Source organism: Rathayibacter sp. AY1A2, assembly GCF_002930935.1.
Taxonomy (GTDB): domain Bacteria; phylum Actinomycetota; class Actinomycetes; order Actinomycetales; family Microbacteriaceae; genus Rathayibacter.
This window is the reverse complement of record NZ_PSTP01000019.1, coordinates 1-14,520: the sequence shown is the minus strand read 5'-3', so window position 1 is coordinate 14,520 and position 14,520 is coordinate 1. Positions and strand designations below refer to the sequence as shown.

Below are 14,520 nucleotides of genomic sequence, written 5' to 3'. Positions count from 1 at the left end.
GCGGCGCCGCCTAGGCGGTCGGCTCGGCGGGGAAGGGCCCGAGGCCGAGCAGGAAGCGGAGGATCGCGTCGGCCGGCACGCGCAGGGCGGGGCCGGAGCCGAGCTCCCACTCCGCGTCGGTCGGAGCGAGGGTGCGACCGCGGACGGCGGCGCGGATCGCGAGCGGCGCGCGCTGCAGGCGGTCCAGGGCCACCCCGCCGGTGATGCGGGAGGAGAGGGCGAGCGGCTCGGGGGAGAGGGCGAGCTCGACGCGGACGACCTCGACCAGCTCGGCGACCGAGCGGGGACCAGCGCCGGCGCGGCGAGCGGAGGCGAGAGCGGCCAGGGCCGGGGCGATCTCGGCGGCAGGGGGAGGGGAGGAGGCCTCGCGGGCGCCCATCCGCGTCGCGAGGCGCTGGCCGGTGCTGCTCGAGAGCCGCACGACGAGCTCTCCGAGCAGGGCGTCCCGGGAGACGGCACTGGCCGCCTCGCCCTCCGTGGTGGAGGGGGAGGCGGCCAGGACGGCGAGGCGGTCGAGCCTCTCGGCGACGAGGGGGCGCCAGTCGTTGCTGACGCCCGTCTCGTCGACCGAGGGCCCGGTGCTCAGCGGCAGGAACCGCGACCAGTCGGGCACGACCGCAGGGCCTAGCGTCCGCCCGAGCGGCGCTTGTTGTAGACGTCGAAGGCGACCGCGAGCAGGAGCACGAGGCCCTTGACCGCCTGCTGCCACTCGATGCCGATGCCCATGATCGACATGCCGTTGTTCAGGACGCCGATGATGAGACCACCGATGATCGCGCCGCCGATGGTGCCGACGCCGCCCTGGACCGCCGCGCCGCCGATGAAGGCGGCCGAGATGGCCTCGAGCTCGAAGCCGTCGCCCGCCTTCGGGCCGGCGAGGTTGAGTCGCGCGGTGAAGACGAGGCCGGCCAGCGCCGCGAGGACGCCCATGTTGACGAACAGCCAGAAGGTGACGTTGCGGGTCTTGATGCCGGACAGCTCCGCGGCGTGCAGGTTGCCGCCGATCGCGTAGACGTGACGGCCGAAGACGGAGCGGTTCATGACCACGCCGTAGATCAGGACGAGCACGGCGAGCACGATCAGGGTGACCGGGATGCCCTTGAAGGTGGCCAGCGCGAAGGAGAAGGCCGCGATCACGACGGAGACGAGGACGAGCTTGGTGACGAACCAGGCGCCCGGCTCGACGCTCTGCGCGTACTTCTGGCGGCCGCGGCGAGTGCGCACGGACTGCACGGCGAAGGCGACGATCGCGAGCGCGCCGATGACGAGCGACAGCGGGTCGAGGTCGGTCTCGCCGAACAGGTCGGTGAGGAAGCCGTTGCCCAGCGCGCGGTACTCGGTCGGGAAGGAGCCGATGTTCGCGTTGCCGAGGACGACGAGCGCCAGGCCGCGGAAGATCAGCATGCCCGCCAGGGTCACGATGAACGCCGGGATCCCGACGTACGCGATCCAGAAGCCCTGCCACGCTCCGACCAGGGCGCCGATGAGGAGGGAGAGGACGATCGACAGCCACCACGGGAGACCCATGTTGACCGCGAAGACGCCCGAGATCGCTCCGACGAACGCCGCGACCGAGCCGACCGAGAGGTCGATGTGCCCGGCCACGATGACCATCACCATGCCGATGGCGAGGATCAGGATGTAGCCGTTCTGGACGATCAGGTTCGAGATGTTCTGGGGGCGGAGGAGGATGCCGCCGGTCATCACCTCGAACAGCAGCACCACCACGATGAGGGCGATGAAGATGCCGTTCTTGCCGAGGTCGCCCAGCACGTGGCTGAGGCGCTTCGTGAAGGCGTTCTCGGTGGGCTTCACCTGCGCACCGGCCGCGGTGGACGGTTCGTTCTGCAGATCGGTCATCGTTGCTTCTCCTGGGTCATGAGGGTGAGGACCGCCTCGGGGGTCGCCTCGGCGATGGGCAGCTCGCCCGTGATCCGGCCCTCCGACAGCGCGTAGACGCGGTCGCAGATGCCGAGCAGCTCCGGCAGCTCGGAGGAGATGACGATGATCCCCTTACCCTGCGCCGCGAGCCGGTTGATGATGGTGTAGATCTCGTACTTCGCACCCACGTCGATGCCGCGGGTGGGCTCGTCGAGGATGAGGACGTCCGGGTCGGAGTAGATCCACTTCGACAGGACGACCTTCTGCTGGTTGCCGCCGGAGAGCTTCCCGGTCTTGGCGAGCACGGTCGGCGACTTGATGTTCATGCTGCCGCGGTACTCGTTGGCGACCTCGAACTCGCGGTTGTCGTCGACGAGTCCGCCGCGGGCGACCTTGTCGAGCGACGCGAGCGAGATGTTCCGCTTGATGTCGTCGATGAGGTTGAGGCCGTAGTGCTTGCGGTCCTCGGTCGCGTAGGCGAGCCCGTGGGCGATCGCCTCCGAGACGTTGCGGATCTTGATCTCCTTGCCGGCCTTGAAGACCTGGCCGGAGATGCGGCTGCCGTAGGAGCGGCCGAAGAGGCTCATCGCGAACTCGGTGCGCCCGGCGCCCATGAGCCCGGCGATGCCGACGATCTCGCCGCGGTGCACCGTCAGGTTGACCTTGTCCACCATGACGCGGGTCGGGTCCTGGGGGTGGTGGGCCGTCCAGTCGACCACGCGCAGGATCTCCTCGCCGATGTGCGGCGTGTGGTCCGGGTAGCGGTGGTCGAGGTCGCGGCCGACCATGTCCTTGATGATGCGGTCCTCGGTGACGTCGTCGTGCGCGATCGTCTCGATGGTCTTGCCGTCTCGGATGACCGTGACGGTGTCCGCGATCTTCTTGATCTCGTTCAGCTTGTGGCTGATGATGATCGACGTGATGCCCTGCTCCTTGAGGTGCAGGATCAGGTCGAGCAGGTGGTCCGAGTCCTCGTCGTTCAGGGCCGCGGTGGGCTCGTCGAGGATGAGCAGCTTGACCCGCTTGGAGAGCGCCTTCGCGATCTCGACGAGCTGCTGCTTGCCGACTCCGATCTCCATGATCTTGGTGGTCGGGTTCTCGCGCAGACCCACGCGGGCCAGCAGCGCCGCCGCCTCCTGGTTGGTCTTGTTCCAGTCGATCAGGCCGCCGAAGCCGCGCACCTCGTTGCCGAGGAAGATGTTCTCCGCGATGGAGAGGTAGGGGCTGAGGGCCAGCTCCTGGTGGATGATGACGATGCCCTTCGCCTCCGAGTCGCGGATGCTGGAGAACTGCATCACCTCGTCCTCGAAGACGATGTCGCCCTCGTAGGTGCCGTGGGGGTAGACGCCCGACAGGACCTTCATCAGCGTCGACTTGCCGGCGCCGTTCTCCCCGCAGATCGCGTGGACTTCGCCGCGCTGTGCGTTGAGCGTGACGTCCTGGAGCGCCTTCACGCCCGGGAACGTCTTGGTGATGCCGCGCATCTCGAGGATGTTCGAGGTCACGCCGCCTCCCTTCCTTCGTAGTGGGGGAGGGCGCCCGGTGGGCGCCCTCCCGGGGTGTTCCTTCTCGGGTGAGGAGAGAGGACTAGCCGTTCACTTCCGCGTCGGTGTAGTAGCCGCCGTCGACGAGGACGGACTGGATCTGGTCCTTGGTGACGATGACCGGCTCGAGCAGGAAGGACGGGACGACCTTCTTGCCGTTGTCGTAGGTGTCGGTGTCGTTGACCTCGGGCTCGGTGCCCTCGAGCACGGCCTGGGCCATCTTCACGGCCTCCTTGGCGAGTTCGCGGGTGTCCTTGTAGATGGTCGCGTACTGCTCGCCGGCGATGATCGCCTTGACGGAGTCGAGCTCGGCGTCCTGACCGGTGATGATCGGGAAGTCGGAGCCGACGGTGTAGCCGGCGTCGGTCAGGGCCGAGATGATGCCGCGGCTGAGGCCGTCGTAGGGCGAGAGGACGCCCTGGACCTTGGAGCCGTCGGAGTACGTCTTGGTGAGGATGTCCTCCATGCGGCTCTGGGCGACCTCGCCGTCCCAGCGGAGCGTGGCCACGGTGTTGAAGTCGGTCTCGCCGGACTTCACGACGAGCGTCTTGTCGTCGATGTACGGCTGGAGGGTGTCCATCGCGCCGTTGAAGAAGAACGTGGCGTTGTTGTCGTCGGGGCTGCCGGCGAACAGCTCGACGTTGAACGGGCCGGCGGGGGCGTCGGCGGCCTTCGCGCCGGTGAGGTCGGTGAGACCGAGGCCCGCGAGGAGCGAGGTGGCCTGCTGGACGCCCACCTTGTAGTTGTCGAACGTGGCGTAGTAGTCCACGTTCTCGGAGTCGCGGATGAGGCGGTCGTAGGCGATGACGGGGATGTCGTTGGCCTTGGCCTCCTCGAGCACGCTCGTGAGGGTGGTGCCGTCGATCGAGGCGACGATCAGGGCCTTGGCGCCCTTGGTGATCATGTTCTCGAGCTGCGAGACCTGGGTGGGGATGTCGTCCTCGGCGTACTGAAGGTCGACCTGGTAGCCGGCCTCCTCGAGCTGCGACTTGACGTTGTTGCCGTCAGCGATCCAGCGCTCGGACGACTTGGTCGGCATCGCGACGCCGACGAGGCCGCCGTCGCCGGATCCCGAGCCCGAGCCGCCACCGGTTCCGGAGGAGCAGGCGGCGAGGGAGAGGATCATCGCTCCGCCGGCGATGCCGGCGATGAGAGCGCGCTTCATTGTGGTCACTGTGATTCCTTCGTCATTGAATGCAGTGGATGCAGGGCCGCCCTCGGGATCGGGGCGGAGATGTGATGCCATGTGAGCGATCACATTGCGTCATGCTAGACCCGACGGCGCCGTTCGTGTCAACGCGCACGTCTCGACTCGGTAACGGGACACCCGCGGCGCGTCGTCCGCTCTCGGAGCGGTGCTGTCAAGGGTCCCCGGCCCCGGAAGGGAGCCGGAGCTGTCGGCGTTGCGTCCAGCACTGTCGAAAGGACGCACACCATGACGAAGACCTGGTTCATCACCGGCGCCTCGAAGGGCTTCGGCCGCGAGTGGGCCGAGGCGGCGCTCGAGCGCGGCGACTCGGTCGCCGGCACCGCCCGCCGGATCGAGACCCTCGACGCCCTCGTCGAGGAGTATCCGGACACGTTCCTCCCGCTGACCCTCGACGTGACCGACCGCGCGGCCGGCTTCGCCGCTGTGCAGGCCGCGGCCGAGCGGTTCGGCCGGCTGGACGTCGTGATCAACAACGCCGGCTACGGGCACTTCGGCATGATCGAGGAGCTCACCGAGGAGGAGGTCCGCGCGCAGCTCGAGACCAACGTCTTCGGCGCCCTCTGGGTCACCCAGGCCGCGCTGCCGATCCTCCGCGAGCAGGGCTCGGGCCACATCGTCCAGGTGTCGAGCATCGGCGGCATCAGCGCGTTCCCCTCGATCGGCGCGTACCACGCGTCGAAGTGGGCGCTCGAGGGCTTCACCCAGTCGCTGGCCGCCGAGGTCGCCGGCTTCGGGATCCACGTGACCCTCGTCGAGCCCGGCGGGTACTCGACCGACTGGTCCGGTCCCTCCGCGTCGCGCAGCGAGCCGATCGCCGCGTACGACGAGGTCCGGGAGGCAGCGAGCCGACGCCCCTCCGCCGCTCAGCAGGGCGACCCGCGGGCCTCGCGCCTCGGGATCCTCGCGGTCGTGGACGCGGACGAGCCGCCGCTGCGGATCTTCTTCGGGCGCGCGCCGCTGGGCATCGCGACGGCGGACTACGAGTCGCGCCTCGAGACCTGGAAGCGCTGGAACGACGTGTCGATCGCCGCTCACGGCGAGTGATCCCGGGCGGTCGCGGCGCGAGGGCGTCGCGGCCGCCGGTCAGCGCGAGGCGGTGACGCTCGCGCTCCGGGGGACGGCCGTGGATCCGCGGACGACCAGCTGCGGAGCGATCGGCGCCGCCTTCTCCGGCCGGTCGCCCTCGATCAGGCTGAGCAGCGCGGCCACGCACCGGCGTCCGAGCTCCACGAAGTCCTGGCGGACGCTGGTCAGCGGCGGCCAGTAGAACGCCGCCTCGGGGATGTCGTCGAAGCCGATGACGCTGACGTCCTCCGGCACGCGGACCCCGCGCTCGTGGAACGCGCTCATCAGTCCGAGCGCCATCTGGTCGTTCCCCGCGAACACCGCGGTGAAGTCGAGGAAGCGCGAGAGCTCGAGGCCCACGCGGTGGCCGCGCTCGGCGCTCCAGTCGCCGAGCAGAGGCGGGCGCAGCGGGATCGAGCGGTGGTCGAGCTCGGTGAGGTAGCCGCGCATCCGCGCCTCGGCCTCGATCCAGTCCTGCGGGCCGGCGAGGTGCACGATCTCGGTGTGCCCGAGGTCGATCAGGTGCCCGGTGGCGATGCGGGCGCCGGCCATCTGGTCGACGTAGAGCGCGTCGTCGCGGTCGTCCTCGCTCGTCTGCAGCGTCACGTGCGGGATGCGCAGCGCGACTCCGGACAGGATGTCGAAGACGCGGATCTGCGGGGCGACGACCACGAGGCCCTCGACCGCCTGGTTGAGCAGATGCCGGATCCCGGCCTGGATCGACGCGCCGTCGGTGCCGTCGACGTTGGCTGTGACGACGAGGTAGCCCGCGTCGCGCGCCGCCACCTCGATGGCCTGGATGCTGGAGGCCGGACCGTACTGCAGGCTCTGCGAGGACAGCACGCCGACGGTGCGGGTGCGGCTGGTGACCAGTGCCCGCGCGGCGAGGTTGGGGCGGTAGTCGAGCTCGGCCATGACCTCGAGCACGCGCTTCTTCGTCTCGGCGCGGAGGCTCGGGTGGTCGTTCAGGACCCGGGAGACGGTCTGGTGCGAGACGCCGGCCGCGCGGGCGACGTCGTAGATGCTCGGCGCCCGCGACGCGGGCTTGTCTTCCGGCATCGGGCACCGCGGCTCTCTGTGATCGGCGCCTCCGACGCAGGACCGGGGCGCCCTCACGGGCGGCTCGCCCGTCCGCGGGCGCGTGTGAGCACACTTTACGTCCCTCGGCGCGGGGCCCTGCACACTGACGGAACCTCGACGGCGCGGACGCGTGCCGCTCCCGGATCGGCCGGACGTTCCGGCACCGCTGGTGCGGGCGCGCCGGAACGACGCGATCCGCGCCTCCGCCCCGCGGTCGTCGCAGCGGGTGGTCGACGCGGTCGGGTCAGCCGTCGAAGACCTCGGCCGAGGCGAAGGCCGCATCGGAGCGGAGCACGGCGACGAGGTCCGCGGGACAGTCCTCGAAGGCCGTCCTCTCCGGACCGGGAGGCGTGTGCGCTCGGACGTCGACGACGGATCCCTGGGGCGCGACGGCGTCGGGCGATCACAGGCGCCACCCTGCGGTCCGGGGTACTTTCCCGCGTGTGAACGACAGCGACGAGAAGTCCGGGAGAGGCTGGCGCATCGATCTCGGCGAGCCGCCGGAGAGCGTGTCCGGCGATGTCGCCGACGCTCTCGATAAGGTGTCCGCGGAATTCGCGGCATTCCGGAGCGGGACTTCCGGCGAGGGCGGAGAAAGGGCCGCGGCCCTCCGCGGAGCCGCCCGACTCGGGGCCGGAGAGCACCGGCTCGCCGTCGCCTCGGGGCTGACGCGGGAAGGCGTCCGCGCCTTTCTCGCGGGGGGATGACAAGCCGTCGGAGAGGCGGTTCCCCCGTGCCTCGACAAGCCGGCGCCGAAAGAAGAGAAAGGCCTCGAGAAGGCGCGGCATCCGGAGAGATCGGAGACGACGAATGGACGACGAGGAGTGGGCTGGGTACCTTCTCGCGATGGAGCGCCGAGCACCGACGAATCAGGACGGCGCGACCGCGGAACGCCGTGACGCGATGGTGGCGGCCGTCCTGCGGGAGCTCGACGGGGTCGATCCGTACGGACTCGAGCCGGGTCGCGAGGACGGCGCTCCCCGCGACGAGTACGCGTCTGAGGCGGCCCCGATCGCGAGCATCCTCCTGCGCCGAGGACGGATCACCGGCGAGGAGCTCGACGCCGTCTGGCGGTTCTGGTTCGGCGAGCCGCTGAGCGCCCTGCTCGGCGACGGCTTCGCCCCGCTCCTGGCGCGGCTCGACCGGCTCGCTCCTCCCTCGGCGGAGGACTGACGGGCGTCGGGTTCCGGCGGCGGACCGGCCGCGATCGCGGCGTCCCGTATCGCTCCGCCCAGCTCCGCCCAGTTCCGCCTAGCTCCGCTCGCGGAAGAAGCGGATGAGCTCGCGCAGGGCCGGGAGCGTCGGGCTCTCGGCCTCGGCGTCGTCGAGGTCGTCGAAGGAGGTGCGGAGCCCGGCGGCGTCGGCGTCGGCGGCGGACTCGAACGCCATCGACCACTCCGGGAACAGCCGCTCCCGGATCGGCTCCTCGAGGAGGGTGCGCAGCTGCGCGTGGCGCTCGTCGGCGGCGATGACGGCCATCCGCTCGCGCAGGACCGCGTCCGGCCCCTCGAGCACCTGGAGGAATCGGCCGTCGCGGTGCAGGAGCATGCCGGTCAGGCCGAGGCGCTCGTTGTTCGCGCGGCACTGGGCGAGCAGCGCGGGGAGGTCGGCGTCCGTGAAGCCGGCGGAGGTGCGGCTGGAGTAGACGAGGGAGAGCATGGCGTCCGTTCCGGGTGGGGGAGGCGGGCGCCTCCGCTCCCAGTGGACCACCGACAGCGCCTCCCGCACGGCCACTTCCGCCGGCGGCGGCAGGCTGCTAGAGCTAGCCGACCGTGATCGGAGCGGCGGACGGACGGGTGCCCTGCCGCATCCAGACGAAGAATCCGACCAGGGTGAACGCGCCGTAGAAGACGTACATCAGCCCCGACGCGTAGTAGCCGGCCGAGAACAGCAGCGGCACGCCGACCAGGTCGACGGCCACCCAGATGAGCCAGAACTCGGTCCAGCCCTTCGCCATGCCGTAGGTGGCGAGGACGGAGCCGACGAAGATCCACGCGTCGCTCCAGACCGGCTCGTAGGAGCCGAGCGCGCGGAACACGGGGGTCAGCACTGCGGTGCCGCCGACCATCCCGAGCACCAGCAGGCCGCGGGTGCGCCACGACGCCCAGCGCGGCTCGATCAAGGTGGTCGAGTCGTCGGGGCGGTGGGTCCACCGGTACCAGCCGTAGACGCTGACCAGGATGAACATCACCTGCCGCCCGGCCTGGCCGAGCAGGTTGACGGGGTTCGGAGTGCCGAACAGGGCGCCCATGAAGACCGTGAACAGCAGCACGTTGCCGATGAGGCCGACGGGCCAGGCCCAGACCTTCCTCCGCATCCCGCCGAGGGCGCTGAGGAGCCCGAAGACGTTGCCGATGACCTCCCGCCAGAGGACGGTCTGCTCGCCGATGACGATCTGCGCGTCGAACAGCCAGTGCACGAGGTCCACGAGGCCTTCTTCCTGAGTCGGGATGCCGGGTGGTGCAACCCTGCCCCATCCCGGGCCATTCCCGTCGCGGGCTGATGAGGGCGCCGCGCTCGAACCACGCTGGATCCCGCTCCGGGGCGGGGAGCGCGACCGGCGCCCCGCTGTGCCGCCGCGACCGTAGGCTGGCGGGATGACGTCCCGGGTGCGACTCCTGCTGGCCTCGTCGCACCCCGGGCCGACCGTGACGGTCACCGTGCTGGCGACCGTGATCGCGGCGGCGTCCGGGCATCCGCTCGGGCAGGTCGTGCTGGTGGCGCTCGCCGTGCTGCTCGGGCAGCTCTCGATCGGGCTCGCGAACGACTGGATCGACGCCGACCGCGACCGCGCGGTGGGGCGCACCGACAAGCCGGTCGCGCAGGGGCTGATCGGCGTGGGCGCCGTCCGCACCGCCGCACTGGGGACGGCCGCGGCCGCCGTGGTGCTCTCGCTGCTGCTCGGACCGGTCGCCGCGGTCGCGCACCTGGTGCTGGTCGCCGCGGGCTGGGCCTACGACGCGGGGCTCAAGCGCACGGTCTGGTCCGTCGTTCCCTTCGTGGTCGCCTTCGGGCTGCTGCCGGTGGTGGCGGTGCCGGCGGGCGACGGCCGGGTCCCCGCCTGGTGGGCGATCGCGACCGGCGCCGTGTTCGGCGTCGCGATCCACTGCACGAACGTGCTCCCCGACCTGGTCGACGACGAGGCCACCGGGGTCCGCGGCTTCCCGCACCGCCTCGGCCTGCGGCTCTCCGGAGTCGTCGCCTTCGGGTCGCTGGTGGTGGCCGCGCTGCTCGTGCTCGTCGGACAGCTCGTCGGCGACCAGCCGGTGCGCGGGACGGGTGTGGTGCTCGCGGTGATCGGGACCCTCGCGGTGGTCGTGCTCGCCGCGGCGGGCATCCGCCTGGTGCTGACCGGCCCGCCCACGCGCACCCTGTTCCGGCTGGTGATCGCGGCCTCGCTCGTGCTGGTGGTCGAGCTCGGGCTGGCGGGCGCGCGGCTCATCGGCTGACCGGCCGCCCTCAGGACCAGCGCATCGCGTAGACGCGGGCGAGCAGGTCCGAGGTCGGCAGGGCGAGGGCGGTGCGGAGGAACGCCTCGCGGCCGCGGTGCGCGAGCGAGCCGAGCGGGCGTCCGAGGGCCATGTTCGCCTCCGCCTGCCGCCCCGCGCGCCGGGCCGCGGTGGTGCGCCGCCGGGCGAAGCCGGGCCAGGGGCCGGCCTCGCCGCGGCGCACGGCACCGGCCAGGAGCGGGGCGAGCTCGGCGGCGTCGAGCCAGCCGAGGTTCATGCCCTGCCCTCCGATCGGACTGATCTCGTGCGCGGCGTCGCCGATGAGCACGACGCGGCCGACGCCCATCCGCTCGGCCTCGCGGCGCCGCACCTGGAAGCCGCTGAGCATCGTGCAGGTCTCCGGGTCGGCGTCGGCGCCCGTCCGGTCGCGGACAGCGGCGGCCAGGGCGCGCGCGGCCTCCTGGTCGGGGGCCTCCTCGGGCCGCCAGGCGGGGGCGCCGAGGGAGCGGTCGGGGCCGCTCAGGGCGACGTACCGGCGCCGACCGCCCGGCAGGGGGAAGGACTCCACCACTCCGGCCGGGCCGACGTCGACCAGCGCGGTGCCGGTGAGACCGCCGGGCTCGGGGTCGGCGAAGTCGCCCATCACGTAGCGGTCCGGGTAGTCGCGGCCGGTGGTGCGGATCCCGAGCAGATCGCGGACGGTGCTGCGTGCGCCGTCGGCTCCCACGACGAAGGCGGCGCGGACGGAGACCGGCTCGCCGCCCGGTCCGGTGCCGGTCACCTCGACGGTGGAGCCGCGACGGAGCAGGCCGGTCAGCGCGACCCCGGGGCGCAGCGCGTCCGGGGCCGCCGCCTCGAGGCGCTCGCGGAGGATCGCCTCGGTGCGGTGCTGGTCGAGGGTGACGACGTAGGGGTGCGTCGCGGAGGCGCGCGCGAACGAGAGCGTGCCGAGGGTGCGGCCCCGGCTGCGCGCGACGCCCTCGCGGACCCGGGTGGCCTCGGCCAGCACGGGAGCATCGGCGCCGACTGCGGCGAACGCGTCGAGCGACGGCGGATGGATGCCGATCGCCCGCGAGCCGCGCGGCACCGAGGAGCGCCGCTCCCACACCTGCACGTCCACTCCGGCCCGCGCCAGGAGCGCGCCGAGCAGGAGTCCGACCGGACCGCCGCCGACCACGAGCACGTCCGTCTCCGCTGTCACGGGTCGAGCCTAGGGAGCGGCGGCGCGGCGGGCGAGGGGGTGCGCTCGACCGCCGCGCGTGCTCAGGGTGCGAGCGGAGGTGTCAGAGCGCGTCGACGGCGGCGAGGATCTCCTCGGTCTCCGTGCGCGTCGTGTAATCGACGTGCACGTCCGCCGTGCGGACGATCCGGTCGGCGTCGACGACCAGGACGGTCGGGTACGGGACGGCCGGGGTGTCGTCGGCGTTGCTGTCCTTCACGGCGAAGCCGAGCGCGGTGTGCGCCTCCTGCGCGTCGCCGCTGGGGGCGGTGACGATGCCGAGAGCGCTCGCGAGCGTGTTGCCGGGGTCGGAGACGACGGTGAAGCCCAGGTCGCCGTTCGCGACCGCCGCGCGCGACCCGTCGGGGGTCTGCGGGCTGATCGCGACGAGGGCGACTCCGCGCGACGCGAGCTCGGGGGCGAGGGTCTCGTTGTAGTGCTTGAGCGTGATGTTGCAGTACGGGCACCAGGCTCCGCGGTAGAAGACGAGGACGGCCGGGCCCGCGCCGAGGACGTCCGCGAGGTCGACGGTGTCGCCGTCGACGGTCACGACGGAGGCGGCGGGGAGCGCGTCGCCGGCGGTGACGGCTCCGCTCGGGGCGCCGGCGGCGACGAGGTCGTCGCGCTCGCCGGAGAAGACGGCGGCGAGCTCGGGGCCGACCGTCTCGTCGAAGCCGACGGTGAACTCGTCGAGCTGGGTGCGGACGGAGGTGCTGGTCATCGGAAGTCCTTCGGTCGTGACGGTCGTGGTCCCCCGTCCGGGAGCCTAGGCATGCGGGGGACCGGGCGCCGGGCGCCCGTCACGCGGCGTCACACGACGGCCGACGCGTGTCGGCCGGCGTGCGTGGGGCCCGGCCCCGTCGCTCCGTCATTCCGGGGCGACGACCAGCTCGCCGCCGGCGGAGCGCGAGACGCACGGCATGATCCAGCGGTCCTGCTCCTCGGGGGTCAGCACCAGGTCGCGGTGCTCCGCCGTCCCGCCGACGAGGCGCAGGCGGCAGGTGCCGCAGGTGCCCGACTCGCAGGAGGAGTCGACGTCGATCCCGGAGGAGCGGAGCGCGGTGAGGAGCGAGCGGTCGGCCGGGACCTCCACGACGGCTCCGGTCGGCTCCCAGACGGCGGCGAAGGGGACGGCCCGGTCGCCGACGGCGTCGACGCCCGCGAAGTCCTCGACGTGGATCCGGCTCGGGCGCCAGTGCATCGTGAGGGCGAGGACCTCGTCGATCAGCGCGGACGGACCGCAGCAGTAGATCCGGGCGTCGTCGTCGGGCTCGGCGACGAGCGGCCAGAGGTCGAGCCGGCCGTGGATCGCACTGTGGTGCACGAGGGAGCCGTCGGCGGAGAACTCGTCGAGCCACGCGGTGTCCTCGGGGGTGCGGCTGAGGTAGACGACCTGCACGGCCGAGCCCTGCGCCCGGAGCTCGGCGGCCATGGCGCGGATCGGGGTGACGCCGATCCCGCCGGCGATCAGGAGGTAGCGGGCGGCGGGCCGGAGGGCGAAGGTGTTCGCGGGCGGCGCGGAGGAGAGGACGTCGCCGACGCGGACGTCGTCGTGGAGGCTCCGCGATCCGCCCCGACCCCCGGGCTCGCGGCGCACCGCGATCGCGTAGTGCGACGGCTCCGCGGATCCCGGCTCGACCAGGCTGTAGCTGCGGCGCTCGCTGGAGGGGGTCGTGAGCGTGAGGTGCGCGCCGGCGGAGTAGCCGGGCAGCGGGGCGCCGTCCTCGCTCCGCAGCACGAAGCGGGTGACGGCCGGGGTGAGCGCCTCGCGCTCGGCCACCACGAGCCGCAGCTCAGCCACGGAGCACCAGCTCGTCGCCCACGCCGAGCGTGCCGCCGTCGAGGACCTCCGCGTAGACGCCGAGGAGCTCGTGGCCGTAGGTCTCGTGCAGCAGGCGGGGGACGGGCAGGTCGCGCCGACCGGTGCCCGGCTCGACCTCGGTCGCGGCGCACCGCTCGGTGGCCTTCGTGATCCGCAGCCGCAGCCCGCCCGCGGTGAGCTCGCGGCCGAGCAGCTCGAGCTCGCTCCACGCGGGCAGCCCCTCGAGGTGGATGTTCCCGCGGAACCGCAGCGGATCGACGCTCCGGCCGGTGCGCTCGGCGAGGTCGCGGACGCTCGCCAGGTTGATCAGCGAGACGTACTCCATCTCGATGTCGGAGTTGTGGGCCGTGTCGGTGTAGCGGCGCCCCGCGTCCTGGGCGATCACGGGCTCGACGCCGGGCGGCAGGTCGAGCACGCGGGCGGCGAAGGAGCGCAGTGCGGCCCGGCCGTCCTCCGCGCCGAGGTCGGCGGAGAGGACCCGGTGGCCGCGGACGTCGACGGTGAGCACTCCGCTGTCGGGGTCGAGGTGCGTGGTCAGGCCGGCGAGGCGGGCCTCGGCGACGAGGACGAAGTACTCGCGCTTGGAGATGCCGTGCCGCATGCCGGGCCGGTACGCGCCGCCGGGGCGGGCGAGGGCGATCGTGCGGTCGAAGGGGACGCCGCGGCCGGCGGTGAGCTCGACGCGGGGGAGCGGCTGCGGGGTCAGGCCCTTGACCGGGTAGACGAAGAGGCCGTCCACGCGTGTCGTCATGCCCCCATCCTGGCGCATCGCCGGGGAGCCGGCAGGGCCGTCGCGGCGCAGCGGAGCGCGGGTAACTGACGCGGCGCCGTGCGGATGCTGCGAGGGCGGGCGGAGGGATCCGCTCCGGCGGGCCTCGTCAGTACTGGAGCGAGAGGCCGACCAGGGGCGGGACGACGAGCGCGCCCAGCTCGACGATCGCGACGCTGGCGCCGACGCCGAGCGCGACGGCCGAGAGCAGCCGGGCGCGGTCCTTCCGCGCGACGCCGATGACGCCGACGATCGCGGTCGCCGTCGCGAGCACGAGCATCGTGACCCCGAGGGCGGCGAAGAGCGCCCCGATCTGCGCGGTGTCGAAGCCGCCCTGGAACGCGAGGACCGGGATGGCCGTGGTGAGCGCGGTCCGCCCGATCTGCGCGAGGACGAGGACGATCGCGAGGACGAGGCCGACGATGCCGACGACGTCGCGATCGTCCTCGTCCTCGCGCAGATCGGGCGGACCGCGCTCACC

16 protein-coding genes are annotated in these 14,520 nt (G+C 72.3%); 4 read left to right on the top strand and 12 right to left on the bottom strand.

All coding sequences use genetic code 11. The features are described from left to right. Positions 1-10: 10 nt before the first annotated feature. The 4 genes from C5B93_RS13775 to chvE form a co-directional block, all read right to left on the bottom strand. Complete coding sequence (locus tag C5B93_RS13775; protein ID WP_104234507.1) at positions 11-613, bottom strand: hypothetical protein; 603 nt, start codon at positions 611-613, stop codon at positions 11-13. 11 nt (positions 614-624) lie between these two features. Further along, positions 625-1,860 (bottom strand): multiple monosaccharide ABC transporter permease, encoded by a 1,236-nt coding sequence (gene mmsB / locus C5B93_RS13770; RefSeq protein WP_104224982.1) that lies wholly within the window; start codon positions 1,858-1,860, stop codon positions 625-627. Further along, positions 1,857-3,386 (bottom strand): multiple monosaccharide ABC transporter ATP-binding protein, encoded by a 1,530-nt coding sequence (mmsA, locus tag C5B93_RS13765; protein ID WP_104227396.1) that lies wholly within the window; start codon positions 3,384-3,386, stop codon positions 1,857-1,859. The genes mmsB and mmsA overlap by 4 nt, the downstream gene beginning before the upstream one ends. 82 nt (positions 3,387-3,468) lie before the next feature. After that, the gene (chvE, locus tag C5B93_RS13760; RefSeq protein ID WP_104224984.1) at positions 3,469-4,590 is read right to left on the bottom strand and encodes a multiple monosaccharide ABC transporter substrate-binding protein; all 1,122 of its coding nucleotides are present in this window, start codon (positions 4,588-4,590) and stop codon (positions 3,469-3,471) included. Between the two features lie 270 nt (positions 4,591-4,860). Here chvE and C5B93_RS13755 point away from each other — a divergent pair, with 270 nt between their 5' ends. Continuing rightward, positions 4,861-5,679 carry an SDR family oxidoreductase gene (locus C5B93_RS13755; protein WP_104256397.1) on the top strand — a complete coding sequence of 273 codons (819 nt, stop codon included), beginning with the start codon at positions 4,861-4,863 and terminating at the stop codon, positions 5,677-5,679. Between the two features lie 39 nt (positions 5,680-5,718). On the opposite strand, the gene C5B93_RS13750 is transcribed toward C5B93_RS13755, so the two are convergent. After that, positions 5,719-6,759, bottom strand: coding sequence for a LacI family DNA-binding transcriptional regulator (locus tag C5B93_RS13750; protein ID WP_104224986.1), 1,041 nt, complete (start codon positions 6,757-6,759; stop codon positions 5,719-5,721). 464 nt (positions 6,760-7,223) lie between these two features. Between C5B93_RS13750 and C5B93_RS13745 the strand changes: the two genes are divergently transcribed. Next, positions 7,224-7,487: a hypothetical protein gene (locus C5B93_RS13745; RefSeq protein ID WP_104292706.1), complete on the top strand. Its 264-nt coding sequence runs from the start codon at positions 7,224-7,226 to the stop codon at positions 7,485-7,487. 139 nt (positions 7,488-7,626) lie between these two features. Beyond that, positions 7,627-7,953: a hypothetical protein gene (locus C5B93_RS13740; protein ID WP_146078497.1), complete on the top strand. Its 327-nt coding sequence runs from the start codon at positions 7,627-7,629 to the stop codon at positions 7,951-7,953. Between the two features lie 78 nt (positions 7,954-8,031). Here the strand turns inward: C5B93_RS13740 and C5B93_RS13735 are convergent, their stop codons facing one another. Then, the gene (locus C5B93_RS13735; RefSeq protein WP_104292704.1) at positions 8,032-8,439 is read right to left on the bottom strand and encodes a BLUF domain-containing protein; all 408 of its coding nucleotides are present in this window, start codon (positions 8,437-8,439) and stop codon (positions 8,032-8,034) included. Positions 8,440-8,542: 103 nt separating this feature from the next. After that, positions 8,543-9,208: a nicotinamide riboside transporter PnuC gene (pnuC, locus tag C5B93_RS13730; RefSeq protein WP_104227403.1), complete on the bottom strand. Its 666-nt coding sequence runs from the start codon at positions 9,206-9,208 to the stop codon at positions 8,543-8,545. A 169-nt stretch (positions 9,209-9,377) separates the two neighbouring features. Here pnuC and C5B93_RS13725 point away from each other — a divergent pair, with 169 nt between their 5' ends. Further along, entirely contained in the window at positions 9,378-10,229 is an 852-nt protein-coding gene (locus tag C5B93_RS13725; RefSeq protein ID WP_104292703.1) for a UbiA family prenyltransferase, read from the top strand. Between the two features lie 10 nt (positions 10,230-10,239). Here C5B93_RS13725 and C5B93_RS13720 read toward each other — a convergent pair whose 3' ends face one another. From C5B93_RS13720 to C5B93_RS17335, 5 genes are all read right to left on the bottom strand, one after another. Next, the gene (locus tag C5B93_RS13720; protein ID WP_104292702.1) at positions 10,240-11,430 is read right to left on the bottom strand and encodes an NAD(P)/FAD-dependent oxidoreductase; all 1,191 of its coding nucleotides are present in this window, start codon (positions 11,428-11,430) and stop codon (positions 10,240-10,242) included. Between the two features lie 82 nt (positions 11,431-11,512). Continuing rightward, on the bottom strand, positions 11,513-12,169 hold the full coding sequence (locus tag C5B93_RS13715) for a peroxiredoxin-like family protein (protein WP_104227406.1): 657 nt from the start codon (positions 12,167-12,169) through the stop codon (positions 11,513-11,515). Positions 12,170-12,316: 147 nt separating this feature from the next. Beyond that, the gene (locus C5B93_RS13710) at positions 12,317-13,249 is read right to left on the bottom strand and encodes a PDR/VanB family oxidoreductase (RefSeq protein ID WP_104292701.1); all 933 of its coding nucleotides are present in this window, start codon (positions 13,247-13,249) and stop codon (positions 12,317-12,319) included. Beyond that, positions 13,242-14,021, bottom strand: a complete 780-nt coding sequence (locus tag C5B93_RS13705; protein ID WP_181068112.1) for an MOSC domain-containing protein — start codon at positions 14,019-14,021, stop codon at positions 13,242-13,244. The genes C5B93_RS13710 and C5B93_RS13705 overlap by 8 nt, the downstream gene beginning before the upstream one ends. Before the next feature lie 127 nt (positions 14,022-14,148). Beyond that, a partial coding sequence (locus C5B93_RS17335; RefSeq protein WP_219814046.1) for a hypothetical protein occupies positions 14,149-14,520 on the bottom strand: 372 nt, incomplete at its 5' end.

Bases quoted from the DNA above. Each gene is read 5' to 3' on its own strand.
- mmsB (WP_104224982.1), bottom strand. From the start codon at position 1,860: ATGACCGATCTGCAGAACGAACCGTCCACCGCGGCCGGTGCGCAGGTG.
- chvE (WP_104224984.1), bottom strand. From the start codon at position 4,590: ATGAAGCGCGCTCTCATCGCCGGCATCGCCGGCGGAGCGATGATCCTC.
- C5B93_RS13755 (WP_104256397.1), top strand. From the start codon at position 4,861: ATGACGAAGACCTGGTTCATCACCGGCGCCTCGAAGGGCTTCGGCCGC.
- C5B93_RS13750 (WP_104224986.1), bottom strand. From the start codon at position 6,759: ATGCCGGAAGACAAGCCCGCGTCGCGGGCGCCGAGCATCTACGACGTC.
- C5B93_RS13740 (WP_146078497.1), top strand. From the start codon at position 7,627: ATGGAGCGCCGAGCACCGACGAATCAGGACGGCGCGACCGCGGAACGC.
- C5B93_RS13735 (WP_104292704.1), bottom strand. From the start codon at position 8,439: ATGCTCTCCCTCGTCTACTCCAGCCGCACCTCCGCCGGCTTCACGGAC.
- C5B93_RS13725 (WP_104292703.1), top strand. From the start codon at position 9,378: ATGACGTCCCGGGTGCGACTCCTGCTGGCCTCGTCGCACCCCGGGCCG.
- C5B93_RS13715 (WP_104227406.1), bottom strand. From the start codon at position 12,169: ATGACCAGCACCTCCGTCCGCACCCAGCTCGACGAGTTCACCGTCGGC.
- C5B93_RS13705 (WP_181068112.1), bottom strand. From the start codon at position 14,021: ATGACGACACGCGTGGACGGCCTCTTCGTCTACCCGGTCAAGGGCCTG.